The 20,058-nt window shown below is 43.5% G+C and carries 16 protein-coding genes and 1 riboswitch; of the genes, 5 read left to right on the plus strand and 11 right to left on the minus strand.

The genetic code is table 11. The annotated features are described in order from the left end of the window. Positions 1-17: 17 nt before the first annotated feature. Positions 18-160: riboswitch (yybP-ykoY riboswitch) on the minus strand. Between the two features lie 94 nt (positions 161-254). Continuing rightward, entirely contained in the window at positions 255-398 is a 144-nt protein-coding gene (locus tag B1L02_RS21215; RefSeq protein WP_223192206.1) for an ATP-binding protein, read from the minus strand. Here B1L02_RS21215 and B1L02_RS21220 point away from each other — a divergent pair. After that, the gene (locus tag B1L02_RS21220; protein ID WP_223192174.1) at positions 376-1,443 is read left to right on the plus strand and encodes an ABC transporter permease; all 1,068 of its coding nucleotides are present in this window, start codon (positions 376-378) and stop codon (positions 1,441-1,443) included. The genes B1L02_RS21215 and B1L02_RS21220 overlap by 23 nt on opposite strands. A gap of 44 nt (positions 1,444-1,487) precedes the next feature. Here the strand turns inward: B1L02_RS21220 and B1L02_RS21225 are convergent, their stop codons facing one another. Further along, entirely contained in the window at positions 1,488-2,948 is a 1,461-nt protein-coding gene (locus tag B1L02_RS21225) for a dihydrolipoyl dehydrogenase (protein WP_088532747.1), read from the minus strand. A 289-nt stretch (positions 2,949-3,237) separates the two neighbouring features. Beyond that, positions 3,238-3,966 carry a glutathione peroxidase gene (locus tag B1L02_RS21230; protein WP_088532748.1) on the minus strand — a complete coding sequence of 243 codons (729 nt, stop codon included), beginning with the start codon at positions 3,964-3,966 and terminating at the stop codon, positions 3,238-3,240. Between the two features lie 186 nt (positions 3,967-4,152). On the opposite strand from B1L02_RS21230, the gene B1L02_RS21235 reads away from it, so the two are divergent. After that, the gene (locus B1L02_RS21235; RefSeq protein ID WP_088532749.1) at positions 4,153-4,686 is read left to right on the plus strand and encodes a DinB family protein; all 534 of its coding nucleotides are present in this window, start codon (positions 4,153-4,155) and stop codon (positions 4,684-4,686) included. A 147-nt stretch (positions 4,687-4,833) separates the two neighbouring features. Here B1L02_RS21235 and B1L02_RS21240 read toward each other — a convergent pair whose 3' ends face one another. The 5 genes from B1L02_RS21240 to B1L02_RS21270 form a co-directional block, all read right to left on the minus strand. After that, entirely contained in the window at positions 4,834-5,097 is a 264-nt protein-coding gene (locus B1L02_RS21240; protein ID WP_088532750.1) for a hypothetical protein, read from the minus strand. 264 nt (positions 5,098-5,361) lie between these two features. Beyond that, the gene (locus B1L02_RS23895) at positions 5,362-5,535 is read right to left on the minus strand and encodes a hypothetical protein (RefSeq protein WP_157757272.1); all 174 of its coding nucleotides are present in this window, start codon (positions 5,533-5,535) and stop codon (positions 5,362-5,364) included. A gap of 407 nt (positions 5,536-5,942) precedes the next feature. Further along, positions 5,943-6,629, minus strand: coding sequence for a GAD-like domain-containing protein (locus B1L02_RS21250; protein WP_088532751.1), 687 nt, complete (start codon positions 6,627-6,629; stop codon positions 5,943-5,945). Further along, entirely contained in the window at positions 6,629-10,258 is a 3,630-nt protein-coding gene (locus B1L02_RS24780; protein WP_223192173.1) for a polymorphic toxin type 15 domain-containing protein, read from the minus strand. The genes B1L02_RS21250 and B1L02_RS24780 overlap by 1 nt, the downstream gene beginning before the upstream one ends. 1,053 nt (positions 10,259-11,311) lie before the next feature. Further along, positions 11,312-12,310, minus strand: a complete 999-nt coding sequence (locus B1L02_RS21270; protein WP_223192172.1) for a hypothetical protein — start codon at positions 12,308-12,310, stop codon at positions 11,312-11,314. Positions 12,311-12,511: 201 nt separating this feature from the next. Between B1L02_RS21270 and B1L02_RS21275 the strand changes: the two genes are divergently transcribed. Beyond that, positions 12,512-13,294, plus strand: a complete 783-nt coding sequence (locus tag B1L02_RS21275) for an MBL fold metallo-hydrolase (protein ID WP_088532753.1) — start codon at positions 12,512-12,514, stop codon at positions 13,292-13,294. On the opposite strand, the gene B1L02_RS21280 is transcribed toward B1L02_RS21275, so the two are convergent. The 3 genes from B1L02_RS21280 to B1L02_RS21290 form a co-directional block, all read right to left on the minus strand. Further along, entirely contained in the window at positions 13,291-13,647 is a 357-nt protein-coding gene (locus B1L02_RS21280) for an Hpt domain-containing protein (RefSeq protein ID WP_088532754.1), read from the minus strand. The two genes, B1L02_RS21275 and B1L02_RS21280, sit on opposite strands and share 4 nt — an antisense overlap. Beyond that, the gene (locus B1L02_RS21285; RefSeq protein WP_223229969.1) at positions 13,644-16,394 is read right to left on the minus strand and encodes an ATP-binding protein; all 2,751 of its coding nucleotides are present in this window, start codon (positions 16,392-16,394) and stop codon (positions 13,644-13,646) included. The genes B1L02_RS21280 and B1L02_RS21285 overlap by 4 nt, the downstream gene beginning before the upstream one ends. A gap of 290 nt (positions 16,395-16,684) precedes the next feature. Then, positions 16,685-17,575 (minus strand): TetR/AcrR family transcriptional regulator, encoded by an 891-nt coding sequence (locus B1L02_RS21290; RefSeq protein ID WP_088532755.1) that lies wholly within the window; start codon positions 17,573-17,575, stop codon positions 16,685-16,687. Positions 17,576-17,700: 125 nt separating this feature from the next. Here B1L02_RS21290 and B1L02_RS21295 point away from each other — a divergent pair, with 125 nt between their 5' ends. Both B1L02_RS21295 and B1L02_RS23900 read left to right on the plus strand, forming a co-directional pair. Further along, positions 17,701-19,431, plus strand: coding sequence for an ABC transporter ATP-binding protein (locus B1L02_RS21295; protein WP_088532756.1), 1,731 nt, complete (start codon positions 17,701-17,703; stop codon positions 19,429-19,431). Between the two features lie 224 nt (positions 19,432-19,655). After that, entirely contained in the window at positions 19,656-19,838 is a 183-nt protein-coding gene (locus tag B1L02_RS23900) for a hypothetical protein (protein ID WP_151201446.1), read from the plus strand. Positions 19,839-20,058: the final 220 nt, after the last annotated feature.

Raw genomic sequence — 20,058 nt, forward strand, 5'->3', positions numbered from 1 at the left:
GGCGATTTGAGTCCACGACATATCCACACGCCCGACCACAGGTATGGATATATCGATGGTCTCGCCAACCGAGAGGTGTCCGCACCATGGCGTGTGGCCAATTATGTTGATACGGACTCTTCCGAGCATTGGAAGCAGGCTACTCCCCAACGAGTTGCGATAATATCAAGAATTGTTCTAAATAGAAATCTAAGTTTATAGCTAGTTCAACACGATATGGTGAATGAGTTGGCTCCATTTTTTAGTTATTTATCTTACAGCAATACACTAAAGCAGCTCCCTTTTCCTGCTTCAGAAGTCGCGCTGATCCGCCCTTTGTGGTGATGGATAATTTGTTGGCTGAGTGCAAGTCCAATTCTTGAACCATGAGGTTTTGTGGTAAAAAATGGTACGAATATTTTATCAAGTGTGCTGAGCCGTCTTTATACAGACATCGCCAGTCAACAGCGTAGCGCATTAAAAACACAGTTGCTCTCTCACCCAAATATTGTTAGCGTGACGGCAAGTTCGGCGGTACCAACAGAGACCATTGTCGATGCATTTGGGATGGTTAATCCAAAAACACAATTGTCGCAAACCATGCCGACATTGGCAGTAGATGAAGATTATTTTAGCAGCTACAACATTAAGCTACTGAGTGGCCGAGGGTTTAGTCGCGATTTTCCTGCCGATAAGTTCGCGATGCCGAGTGCGGCTGAGCCAAATCCGCGTTTTTCGGTTGTGATTAATGAAAAGGCGGCGCAGAGTTTAGGATTTAGTGCTGATGAGGCTGTTGGTAAAACATTTGAAGTACGATTAACTCGGCATTCAAGCGCTATGGCGACTATTATCGGGGTGACGCAAAACTACTATTTTTCTTCACTTAAAACAGAGATAAGCCCAACGTATCACTTGCTAAGAGAGCATGAAGGCAATTCGATGGCGATTAAATTCCAAGGTGATACAGCGCAAACTCGCGACTTTATAGAGGCCACTTGGCGCAAGCTAGTACCAGAACAAGAAATGGAACTGACTTATCTACAAACTAAATTTGAGCAGATGTATCGCCAGGAAGACAAAGAAATCATTGTGTTTAATTTGTTTTCTATGCTGGCGATTTTCATTGCTTGTTTAGGCTTATTTGGTCTTGCTTCTTTTACCACAAAAAGGCGCACCAAAGAGATTGGGGTACGTAAAGTGCTTGGTGCTTCCGTGATGGATATCGTGATATTGATCAACAAGGAATTCTCAAAGCAAGTGCTGATTGCAAACCTGATAGCGTGGCCGCTTGCGTACTTTGTGATGCAGCAGTGGTTAAACAACTTTGTCTATCGTATTGACCTTTCAATCGTACCATTTTTGATTGCAGCAAGTTTAGCGTTTGTAATTGCTTGGCTAACGGTCGGCTCGTTAACGCTAGTAGCCGCACAAGCGCGACCTGTAAAATCATTAAGATACGAGTAACTGCAACAAAACAGGCCTCATAATGAGGCCTGAACAGAGATAAGTTAAGCGCCAGGACCACATTCCAAGCAGTGCTTGATAATATCTGGGCCAAACTTCAAGTTTGCATTTAGATTCCGCAGTGCCGTTCTTAAGCCTTCTTCTATCACTGGGTGATAGAAAGGCATTTCGAGCATTTGTGGCACGGTCATCTTGCTTTGCAGCGCCCAAGCAAGTAAATGCGCCATGTGCTCAGCAGCAGGGCCGACAAATTCGGCGCCTAAGAATAATCCGGAGCCTTGCTCAGCGTAGACTCGCATATGGCCTTTGTTTTTTAACATCACGCGGCTGCGGCCTTGGTTTTCAAAGCTCACCTCTCCGATGGCGAAGCAGCCGCAATTGCCATATTGCTTTTCCAGTTCTTTATAACTTGCTCCAACCATAGCAATTTGTGGGTCGCTAAATACAGCCGCAAGCTTTGCGCGGCGCAGTCCCACTCTCACATCCGGGTAACGACCGGCATTTTCACCTGCAATTGTGCCCTGATCTGCGGCTTCATGTAGAAGCGGGATCTGGTTACTGGCATCACCCGCAATAAAAATAGGGGCGTTACCAGAGCCATCAAGACATTGCATGGTATGTGGGTCGGCTAGCGGTACGCCTCGGTCATCAAGCTCAAGCGTGGTATTTTCTAGCCCAAGGTTATCAACATTGGGCACACGGCCTGTAGCTGCCAACACATAGTCAAACTGCTCGGTTTGTGGTTTCCCTTGTTTGTCAATGTAGGTAAGCTCGGCTTTGTCACCGACCTGTTTCATGTCTGATACTTTGGCATCAGTGTCGAGGTAAAACTCATCACTGAACACGGTGATTGCGTAGTCTTTGACGATTGGGTCGGTGAGTGGCCCAAGGCCACCGCCGACACCAAATACTTTGACCTTAACGCCAAGTCTGTGTAGCGCTTGACCTAGTTCTAAGCCAATCACGCCGGGGCCAAATACGGCGACAGAGTCAGGTAAATCGTCCCAGTCAAAAACGTTATCGTTAATGACTAAGCGGTCGCCAAAATTATTAAAGGCGCCGGGGTAGCTAGGTCTTGAACCCGTGGCGATAACAAAACGTTTTGCTGTGATCAGGGTATGATCGTCCAACTGTAGCGTATGGCTGTCGATAAATTTTGCACTGCCGCGTAGTTTATCCTGCAGAGGCAATTCGTCGACAGCTTCGACGACAAAGCCAACGAAACGATCTCGCTCACTTTTGACTCTCGCCATAACCGCTTTACCGTCAATTTCAGCGGGTTTTACATTAATACCAAATTTAGGCGCGACTTCAATTTGGTGTGCGGCTTCAGCTGCGGCAATCAGTAACTTACTCGGCATGCAGCCAACCCGTGCGCATGTTGTGCCGTATACGCCAGACTCAATCATCAGTACTTCTGAGGTATATTTTTTGGCATTTCTATAGGCGCTGAGACCCGCTGTTCCCGCACCAATCACGACTACATCGGTGTTTATCTTTTTCATTTTTTGCTCCGAAATCAGAAAGTGGAATACCAATTTACTTAATTAAGAGGTCTATTTGAGGCGAGAAAATCTTGTCGATAACCAGGCAAAAATTTTGCTATTTAGTTGTTCTAAATGAGAAATTTTTAACGCAGTTAGCGTCAGATTTGCTCCTTCAAATTGAGCAAGTATTAAGATAAATTGGTATACTCCCCCATGACAGTCAGTTATTAGCCATCGTGTTGTGTTGAGGGGGAACATTTTGACTTGGTGAGCAAATTCACCAAGTCATGTTGTGGGGGATGAGTGATTAAGCGAAATATTCAGCTAAATCGTCTGAGCCACCGATGTGTTTACCGCCGATAAATACTTGCGGAACGGTTTCGCGCCCAGACAGCGCTTTAAGGCTGGTTAGCGATGCTTGTTGACCAAGTACTAGCTCTTCATATGCCAGTCCTTTTTCTTTTAGCAAGGCTTTGGCTTTTTCACAGAATGGACAGCCAATCTTGCTAATAACGGTAACCGGCTCTGGTTTGATTTGGCGCGGGTTAATGTACTCCAACATAGTATCAGCGTCTGACACTTCAAATGGGTCGCCAGGCTTTTCTGGTTCGATAAACATTTTGTCAATCACACCATCTTTTACCAGCATTGAATAACGCCAGCTGCGTTTGCCAAAACCTAAATCGTTTTTATCAACTAACATGCCCATGCCGTCAGTGAATTCGCCGTTACCGTCAGGTAGTAGTGTAATATTCTGCGCTTCTTGGTACTGTGCCCATGCGTTCATTACAAACGTATCATTAACGGATAAACACGCGATTTCGTCGACACCATTTTGTTTAAATACGCTAGCAAGCTCGTTATAGCGAGGTAAGTGCGTAGACGAACAAGTTGGTGTAAAGGCACCAGGCAAAGAAAATACAACTACAGTTTTACCTTTAAAAATTTCATCGGTGGTGACGTGCTTCCACTCTTCATTTTCTCTAATTGGGAATGTAACCTGTGGTACGCGTTGACCTTCAATATTCTTTAACATTTTGCTTTCCTTCTTAAGTTGATGTAGCCATTATGCCGTGCGCATTTTGATTTGTATAATTGATAGTTAAGGTTAAAGTGTTCAATAAAATTGATTGTTTTCGACTTCAAGTATTTGTATTTTTTAACCTAGCCAATGCCGCTAAGTTGAGATTAGTCAATTTTTATAAGAGCAGGGAATATTTAGATGAAAGCAAATTTTGAATTAATGGCGGATTACAATCGCTGGATGAACGAAAGATTATTTGAAGCTGTTTCGGGATTGAACGCCACGGAATTACACCAAGATCGAGGGGCTTTTTTTGGATCTATTATGGGGTCATTAAACCATATTCTTGTTGCCGATATTATTTGGCTTAAGCGCTATACAGAGCATAGCCATCATGTTGAAGCACTGAACGCTGTTGCAACGATGCCGCTGCCGACAAAACTTGATGCGATGCTGTATGAAGATTTTGCAGCGTTGAGACAGGCAAGGGCGGAAATGGATAGGGTGATTATTGAATTTGCGAATGAAGTCACTGAGGAGGCGCTTGCAGCCGATTTACACTACAAAAACACACAAGGTAAAACCTTTTCTCGCAAGTTTGGTTTTTTAGTGCATCATTTATTTAATCATCAGACACACCATAGAGGGCAAATAACGACATTACTCAGCCAGATTGGTATTGATATGGGAGAAACCGACCTATTAGCTCGGATCCCCACATCATTTGGTTAGTGCTCTGGCTGGTTTTACCGCTTCAGTTATGTCTAGTGTTTTGTGCTAGTGGCTATGAGAAGGGTTGTAAAGCTAGACATTAGCTCTACAGGCCTTTAGAAACCGTGGTCGGTAAAGCCTGCTAAGAAGAATTTCACTCGCTAACTTTTACAATAACTCTGAATAGAGCTCCTCTAGCCATTCATGAAGGTCCTCTATGGAGTCAAAATCTTCGTCTGTTAATTCTTCATACTCTGTTAGTGAAATAAGATTTAAGTCTATAGCCTCCCGAAGTTGGGCTCTGACTTTAATCAAGTCATAAGGGTAGTTTTCTCCAATGCCGACAGCTCTTCTCAAAATACTGGGGTCATAGCTTTCGACATGACAATAAGTTTTTAAAATGGTTCTTAAAGGATCTTCAAGTTTATTCATCGTATATTTACTTCTTTAGTTCAGGGTATAATGTGTGCAATTTAATGTTACCATCTTCTATTAGATATATAGCTTTGGCGTTTCCGTTTGAAAAATCTGTAACCTCGTATCCAGTGGGGGTTTTTCTTGGAAGCTAGTCTAGTTATTCCCCGTACCGCATTTCTGTAGTTATAGCCAAAAATATCTTCAAGCGGTATTTATGCGCTCCTCGTTTATGCCTTCAAAACGACGTTATTGAGCGAATCAAGAAAACCTCGTCCCACATCACACCTGCTCTTCATACCACAAGCCGAATATCGTTGTGGGAGGCGGTTTACCCGCCGAGAAGTTATGCTTTTCTGGTGTGGTGTTGAAGTCGTCTAGGCGTTTAACCGTGGCTTGCATGCCTTCGATGGCGGCGTCAGGGAGTAGTAGGTCGTAGTGCCAACTGGTAGACATATCATCGAGTGAATCGCGCAGACCTTTGACGATGTTTTTAACTTTCGTGGCGGATTGTTTTCCTAGGTCTTGCCAGTTGATGTCTCTTAGGTATTTAACTGGGTCGCCTTTACCGACTTTTCTTTGGGTAAAAAGCCGCAGTACTGCAAGCGCAGCGGAGAGTGATTCTCCGGTATTTTTTTAAGATAACTTTGACTATGGTTGTGGTATGTCTTGGGCTTCTATTTGTGACTTTGTCTTACCACTGCATATCATCTCAACAAAACAGTTGAAAGTTAGCTACCGTGGTTTCTCTAATTAAACATGTAAACGAAAGCAGCAAAAGAAATTTGGTGAGAAGTGTAGGCTAGGAGGATGATTGAACCTAGCCTCACAACATCTATGCATTTAAAGGACTTAAAAAAGTGCTATTGGTTATGGGGTAATTGGTTAGATAGCGCAACGATATCAGCCATAACACGTTTCTCTCCAAGGTCAGCTAGGAAAGCTAAATGTTCCGTGGCTTTAACCTTTTGGAGATTCTCAAGCTTAGGTTCGCCACCAAGGGCAAGAGCTGGCACGAAGCCATAGATCTCTCCATTTTCAAGAGGACCTAGTTTTTCGACAGCACGTTCAAAAAGAGGCTGATCATTGATATCGTCTAAATCAATTTCTGAAGTTGTTTTTATAGAAAAGAAAAGGTCTAGGCTTCTAGTTTCACCTCTACTAACATATTTTTCATTATCAAAGGTCGGGAAAATCATGCCATAACTACTTGTTATTGAAATGCTATTCCCTGAATTCTTTCCCCAGACATAGATCTCACCGAATGCATCTAGTGCAATTACATGGAAGCTGTCTATACCGTCATTTTGCATTTTTTCAAACTTCGTGCCTCTTAACCATTCAGTCAAGATATCTTGATAATCCTTTGGGTTGACCATCCACAAGCGACCACTCCCCCAACCACAAAAGCCGTACTCCTTCCAATACTCTAGTAAATTATTAGGTAAAATACCTTGGTAATACTGGAGTTGCTCATCTGTTGGTTGAATCGCTTCTATCGCTGGGCCAAACCCACCAAAGTTATAAAAATTGTCAAAAAACTTGTTCATTATTTGCACCTATGTAGATTCATATTCAATTTTGCATCTGGGCCCAATGCTTTTAGTGCTTTCTCTGCCTCATTATCCATTAGCTCAACACGACTTAACGTAGTCTTTTTACCTGAGTTATCAAAACCTTTTTTATTCCATCGCGCGCCAATAGATTGGTTAACACTAGCGTCACCTAAATCAACCACCTCATCTAACCCCCCTGCAATCATATCAGGGTTATGTAAAGCATTGAGGGTTTTCATGTCCCTTTTTGCTAATTCTTCAGCTTTTCTAACAGCTTCTTCGCCGAAGTACTCTCCACTTTCTTGGAGCTCTAATTTGTATTTGTCAATTAACTTTTTCTTAAACTTTTCTCTAGCCGCCTTCTGCGCCTTACCAGTTCCTTTTCGTCCAATCTTTTTATAAGCATCGCGATTTTCAAGATACTGTTTTACAGTCATGCTATTTAGCCCATCCATTTGTCCTTTTAATTGGCGGTCATATTCAACTGCGGTTCCTTTGGCATTCTTTTTAAAACAAGGCACGTTGTATTGCGGCATACGTTTTATTGCCGCCCCCGGCAACTCATTCCCTTTTGGCGGCTCCAACTCATCGGCTTTGGCTTTGGTGGGCTTGTCGGTGACGCCTCGAATTGGTGATTGGCCTTGATACTCATCCAGTGCTTTATTAACTCGCTGTCCGATTTCTTGGGCGGCTTGTTGTATATGCTGGTCGATTTTGGGGGTGACGTCGTCTAGGCGTTTTACCGTGGCTTGCATGCCTTCGATAGCGGCGTCTGGAAGTAGTAGGTCGTAGTGCCAACTGGTAGACATGTCATCAAGTGAATCGCGTAGGCCTTTGACGATGTTTTTAACTTCCGTAGCGGATTGTTTTCCTAGGTCTTGCCAGTTGATGTCTCTTAGGTATTTAACTGGGTCGCCTTTACCGAGCTTGCGTAAAACGGCAAGCGCAGCGGAGAGTGATTCTCCGGTATTTTTTAAGATAACCTTGCCCACGCCTTTGACTGCTGAGCCCACAACTGGCACTAAACCAATACCGGTGAGGGTAAAGGCAAGCCAAGCGTCGGTGTCGTTGGCTTCATCATCGTCAGTTAGTAGCATGACATTGGCGGTGATATCTCGTAAATCCATGACTTGGTCGATAATTGGTATCATGGAAATCAAGGTACCTACCACGATTTGTGACGTGGAGGGGTTTTGATTAAAGTCGCCTTGTAGTGTGCCCCACAACCAATCCCCTGCTTGGGTTGCAATGCCATTGGCTTCTATCAGTGGTGCGGTATTGCCGCTGCGTACCATTTCAGCCGCTTGCGCTGGAGTGATTTGTCCATACAGTGGGTTTTTAGGGCGATTATCTTCTGGCAGGTAATCGCGTTTGTCCTCACCATATTGCACGGTGTATTGACCAGGCGGGGCATTCTCAATTTTTGCTTTACCGCTGTCATCTAAGTTACCAGTCAACTCTGTGCCGTTTGCAAATCGAATGGTATAAGGCGCGCCCATAATTGGGCTGCCATCTTGATAGGTATAAGACAGCTCAATGGTACTACTCGCCATGGTGGCAATGCCATCGGCGGCCAGTGAGAGTCGAGCATTTTCAGACAGCGCTTGAATTTGCGGCACACTCGGCATCGTGGCGCTTTGTTTACCACCAATATCTTGCTCCATGCTACCGTCAAACACGGTCATGGCTTTGCCTTTTAAGGTCAGTAACTTGTCTGCAAAGATGTTGACGTTACCACTTGAGTCAATACTGATTTCACTGCCGCCATTGGCAAGGGTGAGGTTGCCAGAGCCACTGCCTTTTACTGCGATATTGCCTTGACTTTGGATGATTTGACTTCCCGCGGGAGCGGTAATGGTAAGGTTGTTATCTGCCTTGAGGTTTATATCACTTTGGATAACACTGCGATGGCTGCGACCCGCCTTAAGGGTCAAATTTTGTTTGGCGCTGACGTCAATTTGATTGGCGGTGACGTCTAGGTTGGTTGCTGCATCAATAATCACCGACTTTTTACTCTCCAGTGCCAGTTGTTGTTTGGCGCTGGCAATAAAGGTTTTATTGGTGAGTAGTCGAATTGCGCTTTTAACACTGCCAAGTTGTATGTCTTTGGCCGCAAAAATATTCATCGCACCAAGTTGCGCAAGCCAGTGAATATAGGGCTGCTTTTTATCCCCATGTAAGACTAAGTACTGATTGCTCGCTAGGGTTTGCAACACAATATGCGGGGTATTTGGGGTGTCATCAAACATCAATAGGTTTTGGCCGCGAGAGCACAACACGTTTTGGGCGTTATTGGCGCTAGTAACAACCGATGGTTGGGTGTCGTTAAGCGCAAACCCTAACAGGTAACTTTGGTCAGGGTCGTTGTTCATACAACCGATGAGCACATTACTGTCTGGCAGCAGTGGAAAGTGTAATCCCGTTGGTTGCTTTTGACCGCGACAGGCATATTGTGTGAGGCGCTTTACTGATTCAGTCACCTGACTATCAAAATGTACTTGCGTGGCATATTGCCCTTGGGTATCTAGATGAGGATTGGCCTTTGACCCTGACAGCGAGCGCACTGTGGCGGTAAACACCATCGGTTTAGGGCTATGCTCTGGGGGCGCGATACGTATTGGCTCACCCCGTGGTACACACACCGACTCGCTATGATATGCAACTTGCTTAGGGTCATTAGCACTGCCTTGCTTATACACCTGTTTACTGCGAATACAGGTATAATCGCCACCTTTCGCTGTGCCCAATTTACCATTTAACGAAAACGAATAACCGGCATTGGCTTCGGCTACGTTCCCTACCAGCGTGACTTCATTTTTACCTTGTTGATAGGCAAGCTCAAGATTGCCGGTGCGCTCAAATTGCTCAGCGGGATTGTGTGCAGCAGGCTCAAAATAGCTGCGCTGCGCCGAGCTGACCGAGGTTGGTGGATGGGCATTCATATGCACTTGGGAGCCACCCATTCTAAAACGATGGCGACTTTGGCACTGCGTAAACCCAACAAAGCCAGTTTCATGTTCGTGAACCAGACCATCTTTATCCGTCACCGACAGTAAGCCTCGCTCAATATACGGGCTTGCAAGATTCCCCTCGGCAATCACTATCGACTCAATAAAATCATGGCATTCAAACCAATAAATTAAGCCGTACTTTGCTAATAGTCGGGTGAAAAAGGTGTAGTCGTTTTCTAGCGCTTGTACGCACTGCGGTAGCGTGGGTAAGTCTTTAGTGACTCGCCATTTTATCCGGTCTTGTGAATAGCCGGCTTTTTGTATCAACTTATTGAGGACAGTCTGGACATTGGCTTGTACAAAGATTTGGCTTTTTTCTGTTTGCTTAAGTAACTCAAGGCGAGGCTTTAAAACCACCTCTGCACTACAGGTGTGCTCAGACACAAAACCAGATTGGATATCAAACAAAGTCCCAGTGAAATACGTTGATATTGCATCTGGTGACTCAATTTCAAACGTGAGCATATTGCCGACGAGTAACTCATCAGCCAGGTCAAATTGGGATTCTAGGTTCGCTTTGAGTAAAAAGCCGCTATTGATACAGGTCGTGAGTTCAAAATCGACGACATGTACAGGATGGTTAGTACCATACACCACAATCCTTGTTTGCATTTTTTATGTCCACTGTTGTTGGTTAAAGCTGTTCCACCAATACGCGGTACTACTTCCTAGTGTGCTGCGATTGGTTTTTATTTGCGCGCTATTGTTACATAAAAGGTAAGCATTTTTAACTGATTTTTTTATTCAGCATTAGAATGCTTATTGGGTGTGCTGGAGAGAGGAAAGTAGCGCTGATTGTTAATTCTGATTTTATCTCCTGAAGCAGTTAAGTCGCTTACAAGCACCACAAGAACTTATCAGCGCCTTGTGTCTCCCTCATCACACCCGAAAGTAAATTGCCAATGCGTCATTTCAACGCATGGATGCGTGAACCAAGGATGGCCCTTACACTGCGGTGACGTTCATATTGGCAATTTACTTGAGGAGTCAGTGTGATGTTGGGAGTGCCTTTTCTTTTGCGCAACGATTCTTTGGGCATCAAAGAAAAGTAAGTCGTAGCCCATGGATGGGCGTCGAAGTCAGTCAGGAGGACATATTAGCCTTACCCTCCATGGCTCGTATCAAAGCGCATCCATGCGCTTCTCGTTCATTCTTTTGAAACGACGCGATCGAGCGAACCAAGACAACGTCGCCCAGCATCACACTTAACCCTCAAACCCTAAGCCGATATAGTGCAACCGTCTTGTAAGGCACGTCCCTGTGCCAGACAAGACTTAGCCGACATTCTGTCGGCACATTGCATATCGGCTTATGCTTTTCGGGTGTGATGGAGGGGAATAAGTTGGTTGTGAGATCTTCTACGATTTTTACGATTAAGCTGCTCTAAAGCATTGCAAAAGCTATCAGCGTAGCCTCCTAACTCACAGTCTAAATAGTGTTGTGGGAGGCGGTTCACCCGCCGAGAAGTATGTTTTTCGGGTGATGAGAGAGTGCTCTTTCTTTTGCTATCTTTTCTTTGGGTATCAAAGAAAGGTAGTCGTAGCCCATGGATGGGCGTCGAAACCTGTCAGGAAGACGGGCTGACTTAACTCATAGTGTCGAGTTAATGTTGAACTTTACTGACTGTGGAGCAATCGCATATTGCTCCACACTAAAGTTATTCAGCTAGTCATCTAGCTTTACGGCTCCAGCTATCCTATCTATTTTCACCGAGCCTGAACCTGATTCGGTAATGGTCAAGGAACCGGCATTTACCACACGGATATTTCCAGCGCCGTCTTCTATTTGAACGTGGCCCTTAACTGCTTCGATATCCGTATTGCCCGAACCATCAACGATAGTGACATCGCCTTGGGCGTGACGAACTTGAATATTACCGGACTCGTCATCGATTTTAATATTGCGTCCACCTTCAATAATCAGTGAGCCAGAGCCATCGATGATATCTGCGTTGCCGCTAAAACCGCGAAGGGTTAGATCGCCCGACTCATCTTCTATTTTGATATCTGTGCCGCCAGTCACATCAATATTACCCGAGCCATCCTCCAACTCGAGTGTATCGATCAACCCCTTTATGGTTATGTCGCCAGAACCATCGTCGATAACAAGTTGCTGGACGTTAGTGATATGGATATTGCCACTGCCGTCATCAATTTCAGCACCTTGAATATCTTCCAACGTTATATTGCCAGAGCCATCATCTAGTTTGATAAAACCTTTGATACTTTTGATGGCTATATCGCCCGAACTGTCATCAAGTGTTAGCGCAAGTTGGCTTGGCATGGTGATGGTTAAGTCAATTCTAGGGCTATTATTGCGATACCATTGTACACCAGAACTTGTATCTGAGTCGGCCACCAACATGGCGGTGTCACCGGATTTTTCCAGTGTAAGTTGGTAGTTCTCTGCTTCTGTGGTTAACACTGAAGCTTCCACTTGGATCTCTTGTTGGTTATCGTATCCAATGATCTGGATATTACCCGAGGTGGTATTTGCATCAAGTTTGCTGATGTCTGCAGCGTTGAGTTGCAGAGATTTATGGAGTGTTTTGGTAGCGGCTGCGCTTGGAGAGATATGTACGACACAGCCAGATAAAAGACTAAGAGCAGCTAAACTGGTGAAGAGCTTTTTCATCGTTGTTATTTTCCATAGTGGTGATGACATAAGGTTACCATTAAGCAATAGTTATACCAGAATGAAGTTATAAAAAATCAATAGATTAAGCAGGTAGCGAACTTTAGGGTGGTCAAAATAGCGAAATCAAATAGTGAGCTGAACCAAAAGTTTGCAGATGTGACTGTCATATGGCTGTAAATCCGACAATGTAGTCTGGCGCTATTGTTTGTTGATTTCTTTGGCTGTGCAATGAAAGACATAACGAAGACAACCGAGCTACACGCTGTCAATCCGAAATCATTCGTTGACAGTCACTGTAAACCAGATGCTGCTGTTTTTTTGGGAGTCGGAAGTGCCGCCAGTGCTGCAACTCTCGGGTGCTCTGCCTGTGTATTGACCCATAAAGGCCTACCTTGGTTATTGATAGATTGTGGTTTTGATACGGTGTCGCGTTATAAAAAGCACTTTTCGTCATTACCCGATGCTGTGTTTATCACCCACCTTCATTATGACCATGTTAGTGGATTGGAGCAGCTTTACTTTCAGGCTGCATTGAGTCAGCACCAAGTCACGTTATACGCCCCTGCAGAGCTAGTTGTTGGGTTGTGTAATATGCTCGCGTACACCGGCTTAAGCGAAGGGAATTGCGGTCTATGGCAGGTTTTTCGTTTATTTCCAATCTCAGAAAGCTTTCTTCATCGTGGGCAACGTATACATAGTTATGCCGTTCGTCATCATGAGCCCAATAGCGCTTTTTCGTTACATCTCCCAGGGAGCCTGTTTTATAGCGGTGATACTAAAGCGATTCCTGAGCTGCTCCATCACCACGTCAGTAACGGTGAGGTTATTTTTCATGACTGCGGTCTTGCAACTAATCCCAGCCACTGCTCTCTAGATGAGTTGTTGATGAGCTATCGTGAAGACATCATTAAAAATATTTGGATCTACCATTACCAGTATCAAGAAGATGTTATGAAGTTCGAACGCGCAGGGCTCAAAGCGGTGCTTGCTGAGCAGTCGATTGCGCTTTAATTTTGCGACTGAGAAGTTAAGTAGGCTTTTAATTCTCTAACAAACTCGCTGCCGATCTCGTGGTGTATCGCTTTTATTCTTTCGGCACACTCAGCGGTGTTGTTATCAAGTGCTGAATATTCTAACGCCTGTAGATGTTCAGATAATACCTCCGCACCCACTGCTTTGGCGGAGGTTTTGAGGTAATGCGCTTCGTCTTTTAAGGCTTGAAAAGCACGAGTTTGGTAAGCCGCTTTAATCTTTGCGCAGCTAGATTTCGATTGCACTAGAAAGTCGGTGTAAAACTTTTTCGCCGTGGCAAAATCATCACCGATTAAGTCGATAAGCACCTGAGGATTGAGGGTTTTGCTCATTGTGTAAAGTCCATATCTAACCATTTACCTAAGGTGTTTTTAAGCTCTTGTAGTCGCACAGGTTTGCTAACATAGTCATTCATGCCGCTATCTAAACAAAGCTCTTTATCCCCTTTCATAGCGGCGCCTGTGACGGCAATAATAGGAATAGCATTTCGTTCTTCTCTGGACTCAAATGCGCGAATTAACTTAGTTAATTCATAGCCATCTATCTCTGGCATATGACAATCCGTCAACAAAAGCTGATATTGCTGGCTTTTATACATCGCCAAGGCTTCTTTGCCATTGTTGGCAATATCACAGGAAACTCCAAGTCTAGAAAGCTGTTTGACGATGAGTTTTTGGTTAAAGGGATTGTCCTCGGCAAGGAGTATATGCTGCTTACCATTAGTGTCCGTTTTATCATCGGTTGGACTGGATGCTTTATCCTCAAGTGAAAGTAGCGCATCTAGTTCACTGAGATCGGTTAATTCACCTAAGTCAGCCTCGCCATCTTGTTGACTTGCTTTAAGTTTTCTCAAAAGTTGACCTATTGAGTATTGAGTCTGCGGAGCAATTGGTTTTGGTGTCGTTAACACTGTACTGTTCAAGTTGGCAAATGCTTTTTCATCAAGAAATACTAATTCTGGAATAGGCGAGAGTATTTGCTTTGTAGAGGCTTCGGCTTGAGTCGTGACAACACGAATAAGTGCAGCATCGTCTGTCTCTTTGATTTCACTGGGCGACTCGATGATAGTGAGCTCATTACAAAAATGTGGGCAGGCATTGTACAGCTGTGTCAGCCCCAATGAGCTTTGCCAAGGGGTATCACTTAACCAATAGAGTGTGTTAAAGAGAGCGTCGGGCTGTTGTTGCGTCCTTGGGCGCCAAACAGGAATGGTGATGGTAAATGTTGACCCCTCACCTGATTTACTTTTTAAGACGACTTTGCCGCCCATTAGGTCGATGAGCTTGCCACATATTGCAAGTCCTAACCCTGTACCACCGTATTTCCTAGTGGTAGAGCGTTCGGCTTGTGTAAAGGGGGTAAACAGTTTCTTTTGTACTTCTGGTGCAATGCCAATACCATTGTCTTCTATCTTAAATATCAAGTGAGATAAGGCTACGCCCTCACATGCCCAGTGCACATTAATGGTCACTTTTGCTCCGCCTTCGCGCTCAGCAACGCTGAATTTGATGGCATTGCTGACAACGTTAAAGATAATTTGCCGCACTCTATTTTCATCGCCAATCACTTCTAGCGGTAATTTTATGTCCTCATGCACTGTTAATTTTACCGATTTGTCTCGTGCATGGGCTTCGAAGGTTTTGATGATGTTATTGAGCATTTTAGAAGGGGAAAATGGGTAACTTTCAAGCTCCATTTTCCCTTGTTCAACTTTGGCTAAGTCTAAAATGTCATTCAATATTGAGACTAAATTATTGGCTGAAATAGACGCAGTTTCTAAGAGTTCTTGGTTGTCTTCATCAAGCTCTGATAGTGCCATGAGATCTAAGGAGCCGATAATGCCATTCATGGGAGTTCTGAGTTCATGGCTCATCATGGACAAAAAGTCTGATTTAGTGCGATTGGCCTGCTCGGCTTTAATAATCGCGGCTTCAAGATCGGCGGTGCGCTCTGCGACGCGTTGTTCTAACTCTTGATTAATGTGCTGGAGCTTTTTCTGGGCAATATATACATCGGTTTGATCGATAACAACACCATCAATCCGTGCCGGTTGGCCCTGTTCATCAAGTCCCACAACACCCTTGGCATACACCACAACAATATCTTTGTCGTTGAGTAGGCCACGATATCGCTGCTCAAAGATCTCGCCTGAATTGAGTGATGTCTCTAGCGCTTGAGTAACCCGTACTTTATCGTCAGGGTGAAGGCTTTCTTCCCAAAGATGCAAATTACCAATATCATCTTCCGAAAGCTTAAAGATGTCATTGGCCTGATGATCCCAATTCCAGATCCATTGATTCGCCACTCGTATTGCTCGCCAAGTGCCTATTTTTCCAGCTTGCATGGCAAGCTCTTTGCTTTCCTCTGCATCATGCAAAGCGACTAACATGTCTTTTTCGTGAGTACAGTCAGCCAATATCCCATAAACACTGTGAGTGCGAATACAATACTTAACTTGCTCTCCTTTGAATTCAAACCAATGAATTGTTCCCCTCACCTCAAGCCGGAACTCAAAATGCAGCATAAGCCCTTGTTCAATATGGTGAGCGAGTAGCTCGGCAAATAGCGGCTGATCTTCGTGGTAAATCATGCTTTTTAAGGTGTCCCAGTCAAGTTCTGCTGAGGCTGGGAGACCTATTAATGATTTGAATTTAGGAGAAAAATACGCCGTCTTGTTAAGGAGGTCGTAACACCAAACACCTAGATTTGCGCTGTTCACGGCGTGACGCAAAATTCGAGTTTGTTCGTCTTCCAAAGGATTTTGACAATAATACGTAGAGAGCTCGGCAATATGTACAAATATTTCGTTGCTGCGGACATCATAAAATGACAGTAAAAATTGTACATTCGGCGAGGTACGTAATGACACTTGTACTAAGGAGCCGTCAGCAATCGTCTTTTGCTGTTCTTCCACGCATAAAGGAAAGATAAATAGGTCTTCAAGGTGTTTATTGATGACGATATCGACAGGTGCGAACAGTTTTTCCGCAACGGCGGTTGTATGACTGACATACCATTCAGATGTAACAATTAAAATTGGCATACTGTCTTTAAGCGCTGTTAGCATCGTATCCCCCATAATCTCTTCTTAAGACAATATAGCAGTTCATGATTAACTTGCTGGATTTATGGTCAATCTAGTGAGGTTTAAGGGGATGTGTAAAGGTTGTAAATTGTAGATACTGAGGTTATAGAGTTTTGTCTAATGCGGATGGTGAGGAATATAAATTAAAGTAGAAAGCCATCGCGATCTATGAAGTCGTCGATGGATTGATTAAGAGAGTCTTATTCTTAAAAGAAAAATAGTTAGCAGTGTAAGGCAATATTTTGCTTTCCTCTAACCGTACGAGTACCACATTACTCGGTGGTTTACACCGCCTCTACATTGAGCCTTTCTGCGAGTAGCTGGCGCTCAGTATTTAATCCTCTGTAGTCTCGAAGTCCTGCGAGAAGTGCCCTGATTAATACTGTATCAGGGCTTTCACCTTGTAGTTGAGCTTCCAACAGAGCGATTGTATGGTCAACGATCTCACGCTTTTGTGGTGCAAGCTTTAGCTTTTGAGATTTTTCTTGGAGCTGTAAAAAAGCTTGTTGGACCTTTTGTTCGTGGAGTTGTCGTTTTTTGGCTTCGATCTCTTTTTGGGACGGGAAATCCTGCTCGGTTAACACCGGCAACAGTGCTTGATTTGGTAGCGCTGTACAAATTGAGTCCATGCATGACACCACCCAATTAACCAGCTTTTCAGTGTCGAAATTAATACCTTCAATCACGGGAAGCGAAAGATAGTTAGCTATAATGCCATCAAGTGTCATTGCAAGATCGGTTTTCCATGGCCGGACTTGCTTGCCATAGTTTTCAAGTAAAAAACCTTCCTGTAGCGTAAGCCACGTTAAGCGAAATTCTTGATAGAACATGATCAAATTATTTGAAAAGCTCAGTGACTCCTCCTGCAATAAGAGCTGAAACATCGCTTGGTACTGCTGTAAATCTTCGTGCTGGAAGCGGATTTGTTGTTTTAGCTTGGCAATTGGAGTCAATTTATCACTTTCTAGTATTGCTCTTATTTTATCCAGCAGATCCGCTGTTTGACGCTCAAAAACGGCTAATAGTAGTTCGTCTTTTGACTTAAAGTGTAGGTAAATAGCACCTTTCGAAATGCCCACTTTATTGGCGATGGTTTGCATGCTAAAGGCACTATCGCCCTCAGCTAAAAGTAACTGCTCCGCGCATGCCAGTATTAATTTCCGCTTATCAGACATAGCTCCTCCTGTTCACATTGCAGTATACAGTCAATTTAAAAATGACCAATAGGTCAGGTTTAAATTGACTAAATTTAAAATATGGTCAATTATTGTGTTATCTATTCAACGGGGACATCATAATTATGAGCAATACATCATCTTTAATACAGCTAGTCAGGCGCACGCGGCCAAGCCGCCTATTACTATCAATTCTGGTTTTTTTTACGCTTATTTCTAGTATTTTAGGTTTGTTGGTGCCATTGCAAACAAAAAGATTGCTGGAAGAACTCGGAGAAAAAGGTCATTTTTCAAATGAACAGGTAGTCATATTAATCATGGTATTAGTACTTTCCGCTGTGCTAACAGGGTTGATGACTTATATCATGGGTAAAATTGGCAATGAGCAAAAGCTTAAATTACGCGGAGACCTTTTTCAGCACCTCATTCGTTTGCCTGTTTCCTTCTTTGATAATACAAGGGCTGGGGAACCCGCGAATCGTATCGTAAAAGACACTGAAATTATTGAAAACCTCGTGAGCGAGCAGTCTGTATCTTTTATATCTGGCGTGGTTTCATTATTTGGTTCTTTTATTATTCTATGGTTTTTAGACTGGCAAATGACACTCGTGATGCTCAGTGCAGTTATGGTTAGTTTTCTGATTATCTTACCGTTTTCTGTCAGGCTGACGGATCTGTCTAAGTCATTACAAGATACTGAAGCCTCTATGCTTGGAAGGTTAACCGAACTGTTTGCCAATATCCGCTTACTAAGAGCACAAGGTGCAGAGAAAATAGAAGCTAAAAAGAATAATAATGAATTGAAGTCACTCTATAAAACCGCAATGTCAGAACATACACTTTTAGCTACCATGGGCGCATTGGTGAATTTAGTGATCATGGCTTCGATAGTGTTGGTACTAGGATTTGGCGCATCAAGGGTTGCCAACAGTGCGATGACGCTAGGCGCTTTTGTAGCGTTTATTATGTTTTTACTGAACATTGTGTTGCCGATGGGGCAGTTAAGCATGGTCGTAGCCGCCTTTAATAAAGCAAAAGGAGCTGCCGTTCGTATTAATGAGATCTTAGCAGCGACACCACAAAATGACAGTGGTCATATGATTAGCCTGACTGATAAGTCAATTTATGTTCGCAATTTATCTTTTAGTTATGCTGATGATAAACCGGTTTTTAAAAGCTTGAGCTGTGAATTCTTAAGTGGAAAAAAGACCGCTATTGTTGGGCCATCAGGAGTTGGTAAGTCTACACTCTTTGCTTTGTTGCAGGGTTTTTATCAGGCGCAGCGTGGTTGCATTGAAATTGCTGGGCTTAATGTTGAAGAGCTAGACCGAGCCAATTTAAGAGCGCAAATTGGTTACGCTGCGCAAGAGAGCCCGCTGTTGTGCGGCACCTTATATGAAAACTTGCTCTACGGTGCTTATGAGACAATAGACGATGAACAATTACAGCATGCCATTGCCTCGGCCGATTTAGCTGAGTTCATCGCGACACTATCTGATGGATTGAATACTCAAATTGGTGAACGTGGCATTACTCTGTCTGGCGGGCAAAGACAACGAGTAGCATTAGCGCGAGCACTATTAAAAGATCCAGCATTGCTGCTGTTGGATGAAGCAACGGCAAGCCTTGATTCACAAAGTGAAGCTGCCATTCAAATTGCCCTGAAAAATGCAAAAAAAGGTCGTACTACAATTATCGCCGCACATCGACTCAGTACGGTTATGGATGCTGATAATATTATCGTCATTAACAAAGGTGAGATTGAGTCACAGGGAGATCATCAGTATTTGATGCAACACTCTTCGCTTTACCAAAGCCTAGTGAATAAACAGTTCAGCCTTCAAGCTGCAAGCTAATAACTTTGGTTGGGGTCCGCCAGTCGGATAGGTGTCAAGTGAATGAACAGCAACGTCATTGGTAAACGATTAAATTAATACTTTTTGATGTTTTTTTTAAGTGATATAGCACTAAATGCATAGGTGTGATAAAAAGTAATTATATTTAACTAAGTGCTATATTGGTTTTTGGTTAAAAAGGATTGGTTCTGAGGGAAGACAGATTCATTTGAGTAGGTTTGTTTATGCCCCATAGAGCATCACATACAAGTTCGCATACCTCTATCCCTCTTATTGTCGTGCTAACAGGCGTGTTGTTGTTACTGACTTTACTGAGCTTTCCAAGCAAGAGCAAAGAGCCTGTAGAAATCAAAGTAACAATACATAAGAATGGCGCGATAAAGCATGATGTTCGCCCGACAGAATAAGAATGAAAAATTCTTAGTTACCTTGAAATATCTAATTCACCTCTTCACCTTACACTTTGTAACAGTTCGGGTTTACTAATTTTTATTTATTAAAAACAGATGGTTATTTTATTGGACTAGTATCATCATAAAGTTTCCGTAGGCATTCAGCCTATCATCTTACCTCTATAATTTGCTTATTATTTCTAACTCGGTATAGTTTGACGTCGGCCAGAATAGT

Source organism: Pseudoalteromonas piscicida (assembly GCF_002208135.1).
GTDB lineage: Bacteria > Pseudomonadota > Gammaproteobacteria > Enterobacterales > Alteromonadaceae > Pseudoalteromonas > Pseudoalteromonas piscicida_A.

What these genes read in the sequence shown, in the direction of transcription:
- B1L02_RS21290 (WP_088532755.1), bottom strand. Translation starts at nt 17,575, where the DNA reads ATGTCTGATAAGCGGAAATTAATACTGGCATGCGCGGAGCAGTTACTT.
- B1L02_RS21240 (WP_088532750.1), bottom strand. Translation starts at nt 5,097, where the DNA reads ATGAATAAACTTGAAGATCCTTTAAGAACCATTTTAAAAACTTATTGT.
- B1L02_RS21270 (WP_223192172.1), bottom strand. Translation starts at nt 12,310, where the DNA reads ATGTCATCACCACTATGGAAAATAACAACGATGAAAAAGCTCTTCACC.
- B1L02_RS21235 (WP_088532749.1), top strand. Translation starts at nt 4,153, where the DNA reads ATGAAAGCAAATTTTGAATTAATGGCGGATTACAATCGCTGGATGAAC.
- B1L02_RS24780 (WP_223192173.1), bottom strand. Translation starts at nt 10,258, where the DNA reads ATGCAAACAAGGATTGTGGTGTATGGTACTAACCATCCTGTACATGTC.
- B1L02_RS23895 (WP_157757272.1), bottom strand. Translation starts at nt 5,535, where the DNA reads ATGTCTACCAGTTGGCACTACGACCTACTACTCCCTGACGCCGCCATC.
- B1L02_RS21275 (WP_088532753.1), top strand. Translation starts at nt 12,512, where the DNA reads ATGAAAGACATAACGAAGACAACCGAGCTACACGCTGTCAATCCGAAA.
- B1L02_RS21295 (WP_088532756.1), top strand. Translation starts at nt 17,701, where the DNA reads ATGAGCAATACATCATCTTTAATACAGCTAGTCAGGCGCACGCGGCCA.
- B1L02_RS21250 (WP_088532751.1), bottom strand. Translation starts at nt 6,629, where the DNA reads ATGAACAAGTTTTTTGACAATTTTTATAACTTTGGTGGGTTTGGCCCA.
- B1L02_RS21285 (WP_223229969.1), bottom strand. Translation starts at nt 16,394, where the DNA reads ATGGGGGATACGATGCTAACAGCGCTTAAAGACAGTATGCCAATTTTA.
- B1L02_RS21280 (WP_088532754.1), bottom strand. Translation starts at nt 13,647, where the DNA reads ATGAGCAAAACCCTCAATCCTCAGGTGCTTATCGACTTAATCGGTGAT.
- B1L02_RS23900 (WP_151201446.1), top strand. Translation starts at nt 19,656, where the DNA reads ATGCCCCATAGAGCATCACATACAAGTTCGCATACCTCTATCCCTCTT.
- B1L02_RS21225 (WP_088532747.1), bottom strand. Translation starts at nt 2,948, where the DNA reads ATGAAAAAGATAAACACCGATGTAGTCGTGATTGGTGCGGGAACAGCG.
- B1L02_RS21230 (WP_088532748.1), bottom strand. Translation starts at nt 3,966, where the DNA reads ATGTTAAAGAATATTGAAGGTCAACGCGTACCACAGGTTACATTCCCA.